Source organism: Leeia speluncae (genome assembly GCF_020564625.1).
GTDB lineage: Bacteria > Pseudomonadota > Gammaproteobacteria > Burkholderiales > Leeiaceae > Leeia > Leeia speluncae.
The window spans coordinates 208904-226184 of record NZ_JAJBZT010000005.1 but is presented as its reverse complement, the minus strand read 5'-3'; the positions used below and the strand labels follow the sequence as shown (position 1 = coordinate 226184).

At 47.3% G+C, this 17281-nt stretch carries 15 protein-coding genes; 7 read left to right on the top strand and 8 right to left on the bottom strand.

The window, feature by feature from the left end; all coding sequences use genetic code 11:
• Positions 1-21: 21 nt before the first annotated feature.
• On the bottom strand, positions 22-1152 hold the full coding sequence (locus LIN78_RS10830; RefSeq protein WP_227180816.1) for a branched-chain amino acid ABC transporter substrate-binding protein: 1131 nt from the start codon (positions 1150-1152) through the stop codon (positions 22-24).
• 345 nt (positions 1153-1497) lie between these two features.
• Between LIN78_RS10830 and LIN78_RS10825 the strand changes: the two genes are divergently transcribed.
• Both LIN78_RS10825 and LIN78_RS10820 read left to right on the top strand, forming a co-directional pair.
• Entirely contained in the window at positions 1498-1734 is a 237-nt protein-coding gene (locus LIN78_RS10825) for a hypothetical protein (RefSeq protein WP_227180815.1), read from the top strand.
• Between the two features lie 44 nt (positions 1735-1778).
• Complete coding sequence (locus LIN78_RS10820) at positions 1779-2336, top strand: DsbA family protein (protein WP_227180814.1); 558 nt, start codon at positions 1779-1781, stop codon at positions 2334-2336.
• A gap of 75 nt (positions 2337-2411) precedes the next feature.
• On the opposite strand, the gene corA is transcribed toward LIN78_RS10820, so the two are convergent.
• From corA to rpiA, 4 genes are all read right to left on the bottom strand, one after another.
• Positions 2412-3476, bottom strand: a complete 1065-nt coding sequence (gene corA / locus LIN78_RS10815) for a magnesium/cobalt transporter CorA (protein WP_227180813.1) — start codon at positions 3474-3476, stop codon at positions 2412-2414.
• 4 nt (positions 3477-3480) lie between these two features.
• Positions 3481-4962 (bottom strand): exopolyphosphatase, encoded by a 1482-nt coding sequence (gene ppx, locus LIN78_RS10810; protein WP_227180812.1) that lies wholly within the window; start codon positions 4960-4962, stop codon positions 3481-3483.
• Between the two features lie 112 nt (positions 4963-5074).
• On the bottom strand, positions 5075-5785 hold the full coding sequence (gene phoU / locus LIN78_RS10805) for a phosphate signaling complex protein PhoU (RefSeq protein ID WP_227180811.1): 711 nt from the start codon (positions 5783-5785) through the stop codon (positions 5075-5077).
• A gap of 164 nt (positions 5786-5949) precedes the next feature.
• Positions 5950-6630 carry a ribose-5-phosphate isomerase RpiA gene (gene rpiA / locus LIN78_RS10800; RefSeq protein WP_227180810.1) on the bottom strand — a complete coding sequence of 227 codons (681 nt, stop codon included), beginning with the start codon at positions 6628-6630 and terminating at the stop codon, positions 5950-5952.
• Positions 6631-6911: 281 nt separating this feature from the next.
• Here rpiA and ilvA point away from each other — a divergent pair, with 281 nt between their 5' ends.
• The 5 genes from ilvA (at position 6912) to lipA (ending at position 11698) form a co-directional block, all read left to right on the top strand.
• On the top strand, positions 6912-8417 hold the full coding sequence (gene ilvA / locus LIN78_RS10795) for a threonine ammonia-lyase, biosynthetic (protein ID WP_227180809.1): 1506 nt from the start codon (positions 6912-6914) through the stop codon (positions 8415-8417).
• 175 nt (positions 8418-8592) lie between these two features.
• Complete coding sequence (locus LIN78_RS10790; protein WP_227180808.1) at positions 8593-9774, top strand: D-alanyl-D-alanine carboxypeptidase family protein; 1182 nt, start codon at positions 8593-8595, stop codon at positions 9772-9774.
• Positions 9775-9786: 12 nt separating this feature from the next.
• Entirely contained in the window at positions 9787-10062 is a 276-nt protein-coding gene (locus LIN78_RS10785; protein ID WP_227180807.1) for an HP0495 family protein, read from the top strand.
• Positions 10063-10064: 2 nt separating this feature from the next.
• Positions 10065-10736, top strand: a complete 672-nt coding sequence (gene lipB, locus LIN78_RS10780) for a lipoyl(octanoyl) transferase LipB (protein WP_227180968.1) — start codon at positions 10065-10067, stop codon at positions 10734-10736.
• Entirely contained in the window at positions 10733-11698 is a 966-nt protein-coding gene (lipA, locus tag LIN78_RS10775) for a lipoyl synthase (RefSeq protein WP_373307751.1), read from the top strand. Before lipB ends, lipA begins: the two co-directional genes overlap by 4 nt.
• Positions 11699-11793: 95 nt before the next feature.
• On the opposite strand, the gene LIN78_RS10770 is transcribed toward lipA, so the two are convergent.
• The 3 genes from LIN78_RS10770 to LIN78_RS10760 all read right to left on the bottom strand — a co-directional run bounded on the left by LIN78_RS10770 (position 11794) and on the right by LIN78_RS10760 (position 17279).
• Positions 11794-13380: a mechanosensitive ion channel family protein gene (locus LIN78_RS10770; protein WP_227180805.1), complete on the bottom strand. Its 1587-nt coding sequence runs from the start codon at positions 13378-13380 to the stop codon at positions 11794-11796.
• A gap of 93 nt (positions 13381-13473) precedes the next feature.
• The gene (locus tag LIN78_RS10765; RefSeq protein WP_227180804.1) at positions 13474-16284 is read right to left on the bottom strand and encodes a valine--tRNA ligase; all 2811 of its coding nucleotides are present in this window, start codon (positions 16282-16284) and stop codon (positions 13474-13476) included.
• Between the two features lie 116 nt (positions 16285-16400).
• Positions 16401-17279, bottom strand: coding sequence for a M48 family metallopeptidase (locus LIN78_RS10760; RefSeq protein ID WP_227180803.1), 879 nt, complete (start codon positions 17277-17279; stop codon positions 16401-16403).
• Between the last annotated feature and the right edge of the window lie 2 nt (positions 17280-17281).

The window sequence follows — 17281 nt, the reverse complement described above, 5'->3', positions numbered from 1 at the left end:
ACCACCATGTGCCGAGATGCGTTATTTGACAACAGCGACTGGTTTCCAGCCGTTATTCTCAAATTGGTGAACGGTAACCGAACCATTGCTGATGTCACCGTTTGGAGTGAACTGGATAACACCAGTTACGCCAGGCATTTTGATGCTAGCTAGTTTAGGCAAGAATACTTTTGGATCAGTAGAGTTTGCCTGCTGCATGGCGGTAATCAATGCAGTCATCGCATCGTATTCGTATGGAGAGTAGGTCTGTACGTCCATGCCAAAACGCTTCTTAAAGCGAGCGTAGAATTCTTTTCCTTTTGGCATCTTGTCGCGCGGTACACCAGCGATCGTACAGTAGGTGTTGGCATCGATGCCGTTCCCTGCTAGTTTGATCATCTCTGGCGAACATGCACCATCACCCGCTACCAATGGAGTCTTCATGCCCAAGCGGCGCATTTGTTGTAGTAATGGACCTGCAGTTGCATCCATACCGCCGTAAAGTACGACATCTGGTGCACGCGATTTGATAGAGGTCAGTACCGACATCCAGTCGGTGGTTTTGTCTGTACCATATTCGCGAGATACCACCTTGCCGCCTAGCGCTTTTACACGCGCTTCTACCTGATCAGCCAAGCCTTGGCCATAAGCGGTACGGTCATCCACGATTGCAATGTTTTTGCCCTTCAAGTTCTTCATCGCAAACTGGCCCATGGCGCCACCTTGCTGCACGTCATTGGCTACCACGCGGAAAGTGGTTTTAAAACCTTGCTGGGTGTATTTTGGGTTAGTCGCAGAAGGGGTGATCTGCGGAATGCCAGCATCGCTATATAAGCGAGATGCCGGGATAGATGTACCAGAGTTTAAGTGACCAACGACGCCCACGACTTTGGCATCGACCAATTTTTGAGCGACCACGGTCGCGGTTTTAGGATCACCAGCATCATCTTCTGAAACCAGTTCAAATTTAACTACTTGACCAGCGATTTTGATTTTTTTCGCATTCGCATCTTCAATCGCAAGGATTGCACCTGCTTCGTTATCTTTACCCAAGTGAGCAATCGGGCCAGACATCGGGCTAACTTGACCAACTTTTACAACGACATCTGCAAAAGACAAACTGCTAGTAGCAAACAATGCAATAGCGATCGCATTTTTTGTAAAGTGCTTCATCCGCGAATCCTTTAGTCACTAATTTCAACAATGGTTAACATCAAAAATGTAAGGCTTTATTCCAACGGGTTGTGTTGGAAAGTGGTACGAGCTTAGGAATTTCGGGGTATAGCCGTCAATTACTATCGAATTTACTTATAAGAAACCATTACCCAAATAAATAGTGTGAGAGATGACATCGATATTTAGAAAAAAATTCAATGTCATCCAAAATATGCAAGTGTGTTTCATCAATAACTTTCAAAGATGGAGTGTTAAAATAGTTGAAAAATGGATAGAAAAGATCGGAACTATTTATCCTGCTAATCAGTCTATTAATTGACTTTGTCAACGAATGGTGATGACATGTGGTTCGAAGAAAATGAGCTTCCTGAAGTACGCGAGTTGACCTTACCTGGAGTGGGGCGCTTTCAAGTGCCCGTACTAATTGAGCGAATTGATGAAGGGGCCACCCATGGCTGGCAGTTACGCTATGGCGAGTGGACGCTATTTGAAGACTTGGCTGGAGAATTAGGTGCCTCTGCGGCACTTGCTATGGCTGTGTCGGAAATGACAGCAAGAATCGCTTACCGTGGGAAATAAATCGTTTTTCCAGTCACAACACAATAATTAGCAGGAGAAGCAGCATGCCAGTTACTAACGCAAACCAAGCACTAACCTGGGGTCACGGTCCAAAAGTTCTCGATGTATTTCTAGAACCTACCTGCCCATTTTCTGGAAAAGCCTACGCTAAGTTACCCGCCTTACTGACCGCCGCAGGTGAAAATAAACTGACCATCCGTCTTCGAATTCAGTCTCAGCCATGGCATATGTTTTCTCCAATCACTACACGAGCAGTGCTTGCTGCTAGCACCTTGCCACATGGTCGTGACGCGGTCATGCACGTGCTGTCTGCCATCTTTAATCACCGAGATGCGTTCGAACCGCAAGATCACTGCAAAGGTGAATTACTTAATGCATCCGCCGCGCAAATTCTGGGCAAAATTGAATCACTGAGCGGCGTGCAATTAAAGTCTGCTTTTTTTGAAGATCATGTGACCACGCTACAGAAATGGCATGCACGCTATGCCAGACAAAATGGCATTCATGTATCGCCAACCTTTATGTTGGACGGGATTGTGATCGCAGATATGAGTAGTGGGGATGAAGTGAGCGACTGGTTGCAAAAACTAGGGTTTGCTTAATAATCGAAGCAGTAAGCGATTAGGCTAAAAGCCAACTAAAGAAACGGGAAGTCTTTAGTTGGCTAGTTTGCAACGTTAAATCCAGCGGCGTTTCCAGAAAAATACGCCCATTCCAATGGCCATCGCAGCCATTACCCCCAGCACGGCAAAGTATCCCCAGTGCCAGTCTAGTTCAGGCATGTATTTGAAGTTCATGCCATAAAGCGATGTAATCAGTGTTAGCGGCATAAAGATGGTCGCAATCACGGTTAACACCCGCATGTCTTTATTTAACAAATTACTCGTTGTGGAGACAAAGATATCTAACATCCCCGCGATTTGATCGCGCAATGCTTCTAGCGACTCTAACGCATGCACCGCATGGTCATACACATCTCGCAGATACAATTGTGTTTCCGCCGTGAAAAAATCTGCATCATCCCGCGTTAGGCTATTAAGGCATTCCCGCAGTGGCCAAAGCACTTTGCGCAAAGCGGCTAATTGGCGTTTTTCGCGGTAAATCGCCGCGAGTTGTTCAGTCGAAGGGCGCTCTTCCATTAGCCGATCTTCTAAATCTTCAATGCGTTCAGATAGTTTTTCGATAAGGGCGAAATGATGGTCGACCAACGCGTCTAGCAAGGCATATAGCAAATAGTCTGCTCCGCCTTTTCGTTGTTGACTATGGTTTGCCAGTAGGCGGTTGCGTACTTGGGCAAATAACCCCGTACTGCGTTCTTGGACCGTCAGTAACCAATGGTCACCTAAGACAAAGCTAATTTGTTCTGCTTGCAGTTGGCCTTCTTCATCTGGGTGAAACAGGTGCGCAACGACATACAAATATTGATCGTAAATTTCGACCTTGGGGCGTTGCTCGGTATTGAGAATGTCTTCTTGCACGAGAGGGTGCAAGCCATATGTTTCACCAATTTTGCGAAGTAAATCGCTATCTTGCAGTCCGTATACATTTAACCAAGTGGTTTGCGATGGGACAGTTTTCGGTGGGAGACTCTTGGGGGTAGGAGATTGCCGCGCGACCGTATCGGCCGAGTAACACACCCAATCCAATTCCGGTGTTTGGGTGTGTACTTTTCCAATATGCACCAGAGTGCCTGGTGGAAGACCTTGTTTTTTCTGACGGCTGGTGCGGTGTCTTTTTGTCATTAACCTATGTTCGCAGAATATCCAGTTTAAAACCTGTATCTGACCACATTGCACTTTCTTGCTGTAAAGCGGTTTCGGTTAGCGGGTGTTCTTCTAACCAATTTGCATTGATTGCCAATTTAAAGCCGGTTTTGGTGGCTTCAATGTTGGTTTCAGGCAAATCCATTTCGCGACGGCTACGATTAAATAGCGCGCCTAAACGCAAGGCCAAAATCTGCGCGCGTCTTGCTGGCAGGGTCAAAATCGGTGCTAATTTACCGAGTTTGCCACGGTGCGCAAGGGCTAATTGCGACAATACCAATTGCTCAGGTTTTGAAAAGCCAGGCATGTCTGCATGTTCCAGAATATACGCGCTGTGCTTGTGGTAACCAGTATGTGACACCGACAAACCAATTTCGTGCAGTTTTGCGGCCCAATTTAACGTTTGTTCCGCTTGTTCATCGGTCAAAGACATACTAGTTTTTAGCTGCTTGAAGAAATGCGTTGCCAAATGACTAACGCGTTCTACTTGCTTCGCATCTACATGGTAGCGACGTTTAAATTGCGTCACGGTGCTGTCGCGCATATCTTTATGTAGATGACGCCCAATCAGGTCATACATCACGCCATCGCGTAATGCGCCTAAGGTAATTTGCATTTGGCGAATGCCAAGTTCTGCAAAAATGGCTGACATAATCGCAAAGCCACCTGGTAATACTGGTGCGCGGTCAGGTCTCAAACCATTTAACTGCAGGGCATCGATGCTGCCCGCTTTTAATAAAATGGTTTTTAATTTCTCCATGCCTTCTGCGGTAATGCCAGATGGGGAGAGATCATTCAGTTCCATAATGTCAGATAAAGAGCGAGCCGTGCCGGATGTACCAATCGCAATTTGCCATTCGTCTGGGCTAAATTCGGTGACTATGCTTTGTAGCTCAGTTCGTGCTGCCAAAATCGCTAGTTGTAAGTTGTTTTTGGTGATCCGGCCTTCTGGGAAATACTTCATCGTCCAGCTAACACAGCCCATAAACAAGCTTTCTAGCTTTAAGGCTTTGTATTGCGATCCAATAATAAATTCGGTAGAGCCGCCGCCAATATCAACAACCAAGCGGCGTTCTTTGCTCGCAGGAAGGGAGTGCGATGCGCCTAAATAAATCAGGCGTGCTTCTTCACGTCCGGCAATAATTTCAATCGGTACACCTAGTGCTGCTTCGGCCCTGGGAATAATGTCTGCCGCGTTTTTTGCCACACGCAAGGTGTTCGTACCCACCGCGCGGATCGCTTCAGGTGGCAGGTCTCTTAGTCTTTCACCAAAACGCTTTAAGCAACTAATGGCTCTTTCGGTGGTGTCTTCGTCTAAAAGTCCATCAGCGCGCAACCCTGCGCCCAATCGAACCGTCTCTTTCAAGCTATCTAGCGGATAAATCTGATCATCCACTACACGAGCAACTTGTAGACGGAAACTATTAGAACCTAAATCAACGGCGGCAATGGTATCGAAACTCACACAAACTCCGAGACGAAAAAGAATATACCCCTTTATTTAGACGCAAAATAAAGGGGTACACAAGTACTTTTGTCATGCTTAGCGTGAAAACTAAGCAAGATGGCAGGTATTTTTAGCTATCTTCACCTAGTGCTGCACGCTCAACGTCAGCAATAGATAGGTGGCGGATATCTTTACCTTTTACCATGAAGACAACATATTCAGACATGTTCTTCGCGTGGTCACCAATACGCTCGATCGATTTGATGATGGTGATGGTTTCTAGTGAGCTAGAAATCGTACGTGGATCTTCCATCATGTAAGTGATCAGCTGGCGAACAACGCTTTGGTATTCTGCATCTAGCTGGATGTCTTCTTTCACAACGCTAGCAGCCAATACGGCATCTAGACGAGCAAATGAGTCCAATGCTTTGGTCAGCATATCAATGGCGACTTCTGCTGCATGCTTAATTTCGTTAAAACGTGGAACTTGAATGCGGTTTGCATCTAGTAGATTGTTCGCCATACGTGCAATTTTTACCGCTTCATCACCAATACGCTCTAAGTCTGTGATGGTTTTAATCACGGTAAACACCATGCGCATATCAACAGCAGCCGGTTGGCGGCGAGCAATAATATGCTGGCACTCTTCGTCTACTTGCACTTCAAGAGTATTTACACGGTGATCGGTATTCATTACGTTAAGCAAGATTTCACGATCAGCGCGAGCCAAGCCATCAATCGCATTGCGAATCTGTTGTTCAACCATGCCACCCATTTCTAATACACGGGCACGCACACTTTCCAATTCTTGATCAAATTGGCGAGATGTATGGTCTGACATCACGCTCTCCTTCAATTTATACAAATAACCTGCTTATGTTATAGATGGAATGTGACAAAAGTGTGACAACTCATTTGTCATAAATGTTTTGATGGTTACCATTTTAATGGCAGAAATAAAAAACGGCCGAACTAGTCGACCGTTTTTGTCTTGCATAGGGCAGATTAGCGAGCCGAAGCAGGGTTTTTAAACACCTCAACGCCGCTAGTCTTGCCTAGTAGCAATACGTCTGCAGGACGTAAAGCAAAAATACCATTCGTTACCACGCCAGGAATTTGATTAATTGCTGTTTCTAGCTTGATTGGTTCGTCAATCGTCAAGCCGTGCACATCAATAATCCAATTACCATTGTCGGTCACGCAGTCTTCACGCCATGCAGGATGTCCACCTAGCTTAACCATAGCACGTCCAACCAAACTGCGCGCCATCGGAATCACTTCAACGGGGAGTGGAAACTGACCCAACACGCGAACCAACTTACTTTCATCAGCGATACAAATGAATTTGTCAGCACACTGCGCCACAATTTTTTCACGCGTTAGTGCGGCGCCGCCCCCTTTAATCATTTGCAAATTCGCATTGATTTCGTCTGCACCGTCTACATAAATCGGTAGTTCGCCAACCGCAGTGAGTTCGAACACGCGGATACCGTGCGCTTTCAAACGCTGAGCAGACGCTTCAGAACTCGCTACCGCGCCATCAATGCGGTCTTTAATTGTCGCTAATGCATCAATAAAATGATTGGCCGTAGAACCGGTGCCAACACCTACCACCCAGTCATTTTCAATGTAATCAATCGCAGCACGGGCAGCAGCTTGTTTTTGTTGGTCGACAGTCAAAGACATGTTTGGCTTCCTGATAAACAAATTAGAAGGGGGGCGAGTTAGGTGGCAAAACCCACTCATCACATACCCTGCATTTTACCCTAAACTCCTCGTTCTCCCCATGTTTGTTACCCGCACTGTGGAGAGAAGACAACAAACAATACTTCGCCAGCTAATAACATGTAATAATGTTTCCAAAAGAATGCAATTTATTTCCCTTTGCCGGTTTCGCCAAGCGCAATGGGCTGTTATTCTAACGGTTTGATCTCATTCACTAATTTTTAGCCTGGCACAATTACCCGATGAAGTTCGATTACCTGGAAAATATCCTTACCGCCCCGGTCTACGATGTTGCTGTAGAGTCTCCTCTTGAAGAAGCAAAAGCATTGTCCGGACGAATTCAAAATACCTTGCTACTCAAGCGGGAAGATATTCAGCCAGTATTCTCTTTTAAGATTCGTGGCGCGTACGCTCGTATGGCTGCGCTTACCGATGAAGAGCGCGCACGTGGTGTGATTACCGCTTCTGCTGGCAACCACGCTCAAGGTGTCGCACTAGCAGCCAAAGCGCTAGGTTGCAAGGCAACTATCTGTATGCCTGCGATTGCCCCACAGATTAAAGTGAATTCGGTAAAGGCGCGCGGCGCCGATGTGATTTTGCAGGGCGAGAATTTCGATGCGACCAATATTTACGCGCAAGAACTAGCCAAAGAACGTGGTGCAACCTTTGTCCCTCCGTATGATGATCCGTATGTGATTGCCGGGCAGGGTACGGTTGGTATGGAGATTCTTCGCCAACGTAAAAACATCGACGCGATTTTTGTACCCATTGGTGGTGGTGGACTAGCCGCGGGTATCGCCGTTTATGTGAAGCGTCTAAAGCCAGGTATTAAAGTGTATGGCGTAGAGCCATACGAAGCAGATTCTATGTACCAGTCTATCTTGGCTGGTGAACGTGTCAAACTTCCACATGTTGGTTTGTTTGCTGATGGCGTTGCGGTGAAGTTTGTTGGTGAGCATACCTTTAACCTTTGTCGCGAACACTTAGATGGCATCATCCGGGTGACGAATGATGAGATGTGTGCGGCAATCAAAGATGTCTTCGAAGATACGCGTTCTATCTTAGAGCCAGCGGGTGCATTGGCCATCGCCGGTGCGAAACGCTTTGTGCAAGATAATGGTGTTACTGGCCAAACACTGGTTGCAATTGCCTCTGGCGCCAATATGAACTTTGACCGTCTGCGCCATGTGGCTGAACGCTCAGAGATTGGTGAGCAGCGCGAGGCGGTATTTGCGGTGACGATTCCTGAGCAACCGGGCGCGTTTAAGACCTTCTTAACGCAAATCGGCAACCGTTCGATTACAGAATTCAACTACCGTTACTCAGATAACAAGCAAGCGCATATTTTTGTGGGCGTGCAAGTGCAAAACCGTCGTGAAGCAGCGGATATTGTTCAGCAACTTTCTGACCAAGGCCATGCCACGATTGATCTGACCGATAACGAATTAGCCAAGCTGCATGTTCGCCATTTGGTGGGTGGCCATGCGAATGCAACGGACGAGCGTCTATTCCGTTTCGAATTCCCAGAGCGCCCGGGTGCGTTGATGGGCTTCCTAACTAACATGAGCCAAGGCTGGAATATTACCTTGTTCCATTACCGTAATCATGGTGCAGATTATGGGCGTGTATTGATCGGCCTTCAGGTGCCGTCTGCTGATCATGTCGAGTTCGAATCGTTCCTAGAGCGTTTGGGCTACGATTATGTAGATGAAACCGATAATCCGGCTTACCAACTATTCTTGCGTTAAGCAAACCAACTAATGAGTGGTGAAGGGCAGGTAGAGATGCAATTATGCGTACTTACCTGCCAATTCAACTGACCTAGGGAATTTTTCTGCAGTGTAAGACTCGAAAAAAACAAAACCGCCCTTATCTTGAAAAGGCGGCGTCTTTTGTCCTCTGCAATCTGGAATCAACCATCTTATGAATAACTCTGTTGCGAATTCTGTGTTTTCTTTTTCCCGTAGACAACTGTTCAAATTATCGGTTTTGGCCTTTGCTGGTCTTAGTTCATTAACCGCTATTGCAGCCCCTGATTTTGTGCCGCCTGCTCCTGCTATTGCTGGGCGTGCTTATATTGTGAATGATTTTTACAGCAATACAACGCTAGCAAGTGTGGATGCGGATAAACGTGTAGAACCAGCTTCGCTAACGAAGCTAATGACTGCCTATCTCACTTTCAAAGCGGTGAAAGAGGGAAAAATCAAACTAGATCAGGCATTAGTGCCCTCTGTAAAAGCCTGGAAAATCGAAGGCTCTCGGATGTTTGTTGAACCTAACAAACCAGTACGAGTAGATGACCTGATTAAAGGGATGATTGTCCAAAGTGGTAATGATGCGTGTATCACCCTAGCAGAAGCGATTGCCGGATCAGAAGAAACCTTCGCCCACATGATGAATGACATGGCGAAGAAACTGGGCATGAAAAACACTCACTTCATGAACGCAACCGGTTTACCAAACGCCGATCATTACACCACCGCACGTGATCTTTCTATTTTGGCTGCACGGATTATTCGTGATTTCCCAGAGTTTTTCCCGATCTACTCGATGAAAGACTTTACCTACAATGGGGTTAAACAACCAAACCGTAATTTGCTGCTATGGCGTGATCCAAACGTAGATGGTATGAAAACAGGCCATACCAATAGTGCAGGTTTCTGCTTGGTAGGTACGATGAAGCGCGATGGTCGTCGTGTGGTTTCTGTTGTGTTAGGCACAGCAAATGAAGAAGCACGTGCGACAGAAAGCTTAAAACTACTTAACTATGGCATTCAATTCTTCGATACACCTAAGTTGTATGCAAAAGGACAGGCCATCCAGCAGGTAAAAGTCTGGAAAGGTAGTGAAGAATCACTAGGTGTTGGATTTTTACAAGACTTCTATATGACCCTTCCGAAAGGGGCGGCAAGTCGCGTGAAAGTGAAGCTAGTCACGCAACAGCCGTTGATTGCGCCGGTAGTGGGCGGTCAAAAAGTGGGTCAAATTACCTTCTCACTAGATGGCAAGGCACTAGGAACCTACCCCGTAGTAGCACTTAAGCAAGTGAGCCAAGCGGGTGTATGGGGTAGAATGAAGGACTCAGTTAAGTTGTGGTTTGAATAAGGTAGTAATGGAATGACGCAAACAGGCAATCAGGAAACGTTAATCGAGTTTCCATGTGCTTTTCCTCTGAAAATTATGGGGGAAAGAACGGATGATTTTGCTCAAGTAATTGTGGACGTGGTAAGAATTCACGCACCAGATTTTGATGCAACCACAGTAGAAATGCGCGCCTCAGGTACGGGTAAGTACCTGTCGCTGACATGTACGGTGATGGCGAACTCAAAAGATCAGTTAGATAATCTCTATCGCGCACTTAGCGGGCATCCGCTGGTAAAAGTGGTGTTGTAATGATGACTGTTCAAGTCCGTCAGTTTGGCGTGGTAGATTACCAATCTGCCTTTGAAGCGATGCAAGCTTTCAATAACGCCAGAACGGAAGACACGCCAGATGAAATCTGGTTGTTACAACATCCACCCGTCTATACCCTTGGATTAGCGGGTAAGCCAGAGCATCTCCTGCAAGCCACAGACATCCCTTTGGTCAAAATTGACCGAGGTGGGCAAATTACCTATCACGGACCTGGCCAAATTGTGGTTTACCTGATGCTAGACCTAAAACGACATGGTTTAGGGGTCAGAGAGTTAGTGCGGAAAATGGAAAATAGCATTATCTCTGTCCTAGCGAAGCATCAAGTTGTTGCCAAAGGGGACGAAGCAGCCCCCGGGGTTTATGTCGAATCAGGCGCCAAAATTGCGGCGCTTGGTTTACGTGTTCGCCGTGGCTGTACGTACCATGGTTTATCGTTAAATGTGGATATGGATTTAGCGCCGTTTAGTTGGATTAACCCATGTGGTTACCAAGGGCTGCAAGTCACTCAAACCAAACAGGAAGGCATTCTTGCCCCGCTAGACAACATTGCAGCGGAATTGCTCGAAGCCATTCACCAAGAAATTTTGCCCGCTACCCAATGGGCAGATGCACCGGCCGAATGGCCAGTAATCGCACAAGGAAATGCATCATGACAAGCGATGTCAATCAGGACAAGCCAGCTAAAAAAGAAGTTGGCGTAAAGTTAAAAGGGGAAGACAAAACGGCACGTATCCCTATCAAAATTGTGCCGCTAGATACACCTCTGAAAAAGCCTGATTGGATCCGTGTTCGCTCGCATAATAGCGCGCGCTTCCACGAAATCAAGCAAATCCTGCGCGAGCAAAAACTGCACACCGTCTGTGAAGAAGCTAGCTGTCCTAACATCGGCGAATGTTTCGGTGGCGGTACGGCAACCTTCATGATCATGGGCGATATCTGTACACGTCGTTGCCCATTCTGTGATGTGGGCCACGGCCGCCCGAATCCGTTGGACCCGAACGAGCCAATCCACTTGGCAGAAACCATTGCCAAGCTAAAGCTAAAATACGTGGTGATCACGAGTGTAGACCGTGATGATCTTCGTGACGGCGGTGCCCAGCACTTTGTCGACTGTATTACCGAAATCCGTAAGCAGTCACCAGAAACCCGCATCGAAGTGCTAGTGCCAGACTTCCGTGGCCGGATGGATATTGCGCTAGATGTATTGTCTCGCGGTACGCCAGACGTGATGAACCACAACCTGGAAACCGCCCCGCGTCTATACAAACAAGCGCGCCCAGGTTCGGATTACCAGCATTCTCTTACTTTGCTGAAAGAGTTCAAAGACCGTTTCCCTGATCTGCCAACCAAATCTGGCATCATGGTGGGCTTGGGCGAGACCGACGAAGAGGTGTTTGAAGTGATGCGTGACATGCGTGCGCACAACATCGACATGATCACTATCGGTCAATATCTACAGCCATCGAACCACCACTTGCCAGTTTTGCGTTATGTCACACCTGATCAGTTTAAAGTGTTCGAAGCAGCTGCTTACGAAATGGGCTTTAAGCATGCAGCGGTTGGCGCTCTAGTTCGCTCTAGCTACCATGCAGATCAGCAGGCGCATGGGGTGTAAACACTTTAGTGGTAACTAAGCAGATTAAAAAGCCCAAGCAGAAGTGCTTGGGCTTTCTTGTCACTTGAGGATGCAATACTGTCACCGCAATCCGTCTATTTTATTTCCGTTACAATTTTCGGTGTCGCCGGGTCTGCAAAATAATGCGGAGACATAATTTGTACTTGATTACGGTTAAATTCATCCTGAATAGCTGCTCGTAAGGCGCTAGCTACTCTTGCCCGCATCGACGGTTCTTCAGTACCAACGTGTGTTACCAATTTGTACTCTACATAAAAATCAGATAGCGCCGTCTGAACGACATAAGCGGGCGGTTCATTTAATATATCAGGTACACTTTTCGCTGCTGTTAGCAACATTTCATGTACTAATCGCCATGAAGTGTCATAACCAATAGAAATTGCCACGTCTAATACAAAGCCAGTCCCAGAGTGAATTCGAGAGAAGTTACGGGTTACATTGGCAAGCACAAAGGTATTCGGAAGCGCTACTTCTTCACCCATCCCGGTCCGAAGCCGCGTGACAAAAAGGCCAAGTTCAGTGACGGTTCCTTCATGTTCTGCAATTTTGACATATTCCCCTTTTTTGAGTGCATAGGTGTAAACAATCATTACCCCGCTGGCGATCTGCCCAACTACACCAGATGCCCCAATCGATACCATTAAACCAAGTAGCACAGATAAACCTTGAAACGCTTGGGTATGGGCGCCTGGTAGGTAAGGATAAGCCATGGCTGCGGCAAATAGCCAAAGGCTGGCATTCACAATCCGTCTTGTTGTTGGGGCGGTATGCGCATTAAGAGGGCCATGATCGGCTTCATTTTTTTCTACATTATTAAATAGTTCGGTAGAGAGTCTGGTCGCCATCCATGCTGCTAAAAAGATAAGCGCAGCTAAAAATAGCCCAGGTAAAGCACTGACAAATCCTGTTGCACCATCCACAACTAAGCCAGTAATGGATGCAATTAGTGTTTCTGCGGCAGGGCGGGTGAGGACAAATTGGTTGAGTACAAAGGTTAGGTAGAGGGCGACAATCCCAAGGCTTATGAGCCAAGCCATTAATACGATGAGCCTAGCTAAAATAATGGCAATTGTACTTGTGAGTTTTCGGCCAAATTGAAACCGGTGAACCTCGCGTAATTTATGCGTAAGGGTAAGGACAGCGAAGGTTCTAAAACGCATTAAGAGCTTGTTTAATACGATAATGCTGACAATTAAACCTACCGTTGCACCAATCGTGTTGATCCATGCATTGGCTAGAGCACTCGGGTCTTTTGTTTCTTTTGATTCTTCCCATGCACTTTGAAGGTTTCGCGATGCCTCATTAGCCAATGTTTCGACTGTCTGGTTTGTGTTTGGTGGTAAATCGCTTTTTAGTACATAAAAAATTGGTTTTCCATCAATTGAGACCGCAATCCCATTTGATGTTGGTTGAATAGATGTCCAACCTTCTTTGCTTAATGGAAAAATCGTTGCGATACGCTGTTTCGCATTGTTCGCCCGTTCGATGGGGCTAAATAAGCCGTAGTTGCCTCTAAATACGATAATTGTACGATTACCAATCGCCAGCGGGGCATCCGTTGGTGCGGCGTGAGTTTGTGTTGAAAAAGCGAAGCCAATGATGATAGTGAAGAAAACCAGCAAAAGTTTTAATCGGGCAATAAGAGAGTTGCTAGGCTTCATTTTTGATGAAATATGCAAATGACAATGCTTTATTGTAGGGAGATGATTGCATTCAGACAACAAAAAACCCGGGGAGTGCCCGGGTTATTTGTCTTAGCCCAACTTAGCTAATTGGGTTTTCAGCTTCTCTAGTTTCTCGGTGAAGTCAGCTAACTGTGCTTTATCACGTTCAACCAGATGCGCTGGCGCTTTGTCGGTATAACCCGGTTTTTCCAGTTTGGCAGTCAGCTTGCCAAGCTCGGTTTCTACCTTGGTGATTTCCTTGGTTAGGCGAGCGGTTTCTGCGGCCTTGTCGATTTCCACTTTCAGCATCAAACGGCTATTGCCGCTGATTGCCACCGGCGCATCGCCTTCTGGCAGTGCGGCGACAATCTCACCTTCTGATACTTTGGCAACCAGCATCAAGTAAGGGATGAAGTCTGCTTGTGAAGCATCGTTTGTTTCGATAAACAGCGGTGCTTTGCTGGTTAGGTTCATTTCTGCACGCAAGTTACGCACAGCATTCACCATTTCTTTAAAGCTCGCCATACGTGCATTGGCTTCTGCACTGATTTTTTCTGGCGCAGCGACTGGCCAGCTCGATACCATAATTGAATCGGTTTTCTTCGCGTTGGCTAGTGGTGCCACGGTTTGCCATAGCTCTTCAGTGATGAATGGCATGAGTGGGTGGGTTAGGCGCAAGGCAACTTCCAATACTCGCACCAAGGTACGGCGAGTCGCACGTTGTTGCGCTTCGTTACCTTTCTGGATTTGTACTTTGGCTAGCTCAACGTACCAGTCACAGTATTCGTTCCAGATGAATTCGTACATGATCTGCGCTGCCATGTCGAAGCGGTAGGTATCTAGCGCTGTCGTCATTTCCGCTTCTGCTTGCTGTAGCAGGCCAATAATCCATTGGTCAACAAAGCTGTATTCTAGCGGCAAGCTCTCGTCTTGGCCGCAGTCTTTGCCTTCCACGTTCATCATCACAAAGCGGGTGGCGTTCCACATCTTGTTGCAGAAGTTGCGGTAGCCTTCGCAGCGCTTGAAGTCGAAGTTGACGTTACGGCCTAGGGTGGCGTAGCTGGCCATACTAAAGCGTAGCGCATCTGCACCATAGGCAGGGATGCCTTCCGGGAACAGCTTTTCGGTTTCTTTGGCGATCTGCGGCGCTTTTTCAGGGCGACGTAAGCCGGTTGTGCGTTTTTCTAGTAGCTTGTCTAATGCCACGCCGTCGATCAGGTCAACCGGATCAATCACGTTGCCTTCGGACTTCGACATCTTCTTGCCTTCGTGGTCGCGCACGATGCCATGGATGTACACATCACGGAACGGCACTTTGCCAGTAAAGTGAGTGGTCATCATGATCATCCGGGCAACCCAGAAGAAGATAATTTCATAGCCCGTCACCAATACGCCTGACGGGACAAAAGCGTCTAGTTCTGGTGTTTGCGCCGGCCAGCCCAGTGATGAGAATGGCACTAAGGCGGAACTGAACCAGGTATCCAGTACGTCATCGTCACGGCGAAGGGTTTTGCCGCCCGCTTTGGCTTGCGCTTCCGCTTCGGTACGGGCAACGTACACATTGCCTTCTTCATCGTACCAAGCCGGGATTTGGTGGCCCCACCATAACTGACGAGAAATACACCAGTCTTGAATGTTGTTCATCCACTGGTTGTAGGTGTTTACCCAGTTTTCCGGGATAAAGCGCACTTCACCGCTTTCTACTGCATCAATCGCTTTTTGGGTGATGGATTTGCCGGTAGCATCCCCTTCGCCCACTTTTTGCATGGCCACAAACCATTGATCGGTCAACAATGGTTCGATGATCGAGCCGGTACGGTCGCCACGTGGCACCATTAGTTTGTGTGGTTTTACTTCAACCAATAAACCTGCAGTTTGCAGGTCCGCAACGATCTGTTTACGGGCATCAACGCGGTCAAGCCCTGCGTATGCGGCAGGCAGATCGATCTGGCTTGTGCTGCTGCCATCAAAGGCAAACACATCGGCTTTCGCCAAAATGCGCGCTTCCAGATCCATCACGTTAATCAGTGGCGTGTTGTGGCGCTTACCGACTTGGTAATCGTTAAAGTCATGTGCAGGGGTGATTTTTACAAAACCGGTACCAAAGGCGGCGTCGACGTAATCATCGGCAATCACCGGAATGGTACGGCCAGTCAGTGGCAATTCCAGTTGTTTACCTAGCAGGTGCTGGTAACGCTCATCAGTCGGGTTAATCGCTACTGCCACGTCGCCCAATAGGGTTTCCGGGCGAGTGGTGGCGACCACTACGCTCTCATCACTACCCACAACCGGGTAGCGGATGTGCCACATAAAGCCATCTTCTTCTTCACTCACTACTTCCAGATCAGAAACGGCAGTACCCAGTTTCGGGTCCCAGTTCACCAGACGTTTGCCACGGTAAATCAGGCCTTGCTCAAACAGGCGAACAAACACTTCTACGACAGCAGTCGACATCTTGTCGTCCATTGTGAAGTATTCGCGGCTCCAGTCTACTGACGCGCCCACACGGCGCATTTGGCTGGTAATGGTAGAGCCAGAGTGTGCTTTCCAGTCCCATACTTTATTGATGAACGCATCACGGCCAAGTTCGTGGCGGTTTTTGCCTTGTTCTGCCAGTTGGCGCTCTACTACGATCTGAGTCGCGATACCCGCGTGATCCGTACCAGGCACCCAAACGGTGTTATAACCCTTCATGCGATGGTAGCGGGTTAGACCATCCATAATGGTTTGGTTGAACGCGTGGCCCATGTGCAACACGCCAGTGACGTTTGGCGGTGGTAGTTGGATGGCAAATGACGGTGCATTCGCATCCATGGATGGGCGGAAGTAGTCTTTTTGGTTCCAAAATTCGTACCAACGACGTTCGATATCACCGGGTTCAAAGCTTTTCGCGAGTTCCATATGGGGTCTGGTCAGATGTGTGAATAGATAATCGGTAAATTATACCCGAGCGAGGCTGTTTAAACAAAAAACCGCCAGATTAACGGGCGGTTTTTTGTTGGGAAGCAATGTGTGTTTTAACGCAGTAAGCGCTGAATCGCTTTTAAGCGTGAGCTATCGTTGCTACCTGTTTGCTCAAAGCCGTCTAGCTTTGTACCCATTAGTTTATCCAAGCGATCAATGCGATCATTTGGTAACGGGTGAGTGGACGTGAGTAGTTCAAATCCCGGGTCTTTTTGGTCTGATGCATACATTTGTAGAACGCTAGGTAAGCCATATGGGTTATAGCCCGCACGGGTTGCTAAGACAACGCCCATTTTATCTGCTTCAAACTCATCTGAATGGCTAAGACCGCTGGTAAACATGTTCTTCATCGCATTCGCAAATAGTTGGGACTCTGCTGAACCCTCTTTTTGCGCTTGCTTATTCAGCACGGCACCAAAAAGTTTGACACCACCTTGTTTTTTGATTGCATTCACATGGTGTCTTTTAATCACATGGGCAATTTCATGCCCCAAGACACCTGCAAGCTCAGATTCGTTTTTAACATTTTTGAGTAAGCCTTTAGTGACAAACACGTAGCCGCTTGGTGCCGCAAACGCGTTGACTGATGGCGTGTCAATTACACCAAAATGCCAATTAAGATCTGGGCGGTCAGATTGAAGGGCAATCCAGCGGCCTACTTTATTCACGTAGTTTTCAACTGCCGCATTTTTTAGGAGTGGCTTTGCTCCTAGCAAATAGGCAGACATCTCCTTGCCCATTGCCAACTCTTCTTCTGGGCTTACATCAGACGTCATTTGAGCGACACCCGTCACTGCATCTCTGGTGTTTTTATCTGGTATTAACTGGGCAAATTGCTGCATGCCTTTCGAGTTAGGGCCACAAGCGGATAGGATGGATGCACCTAGTAAAAGCGCGGCAACTAACGATAGACGAGGAAAATACGTTTTCATGA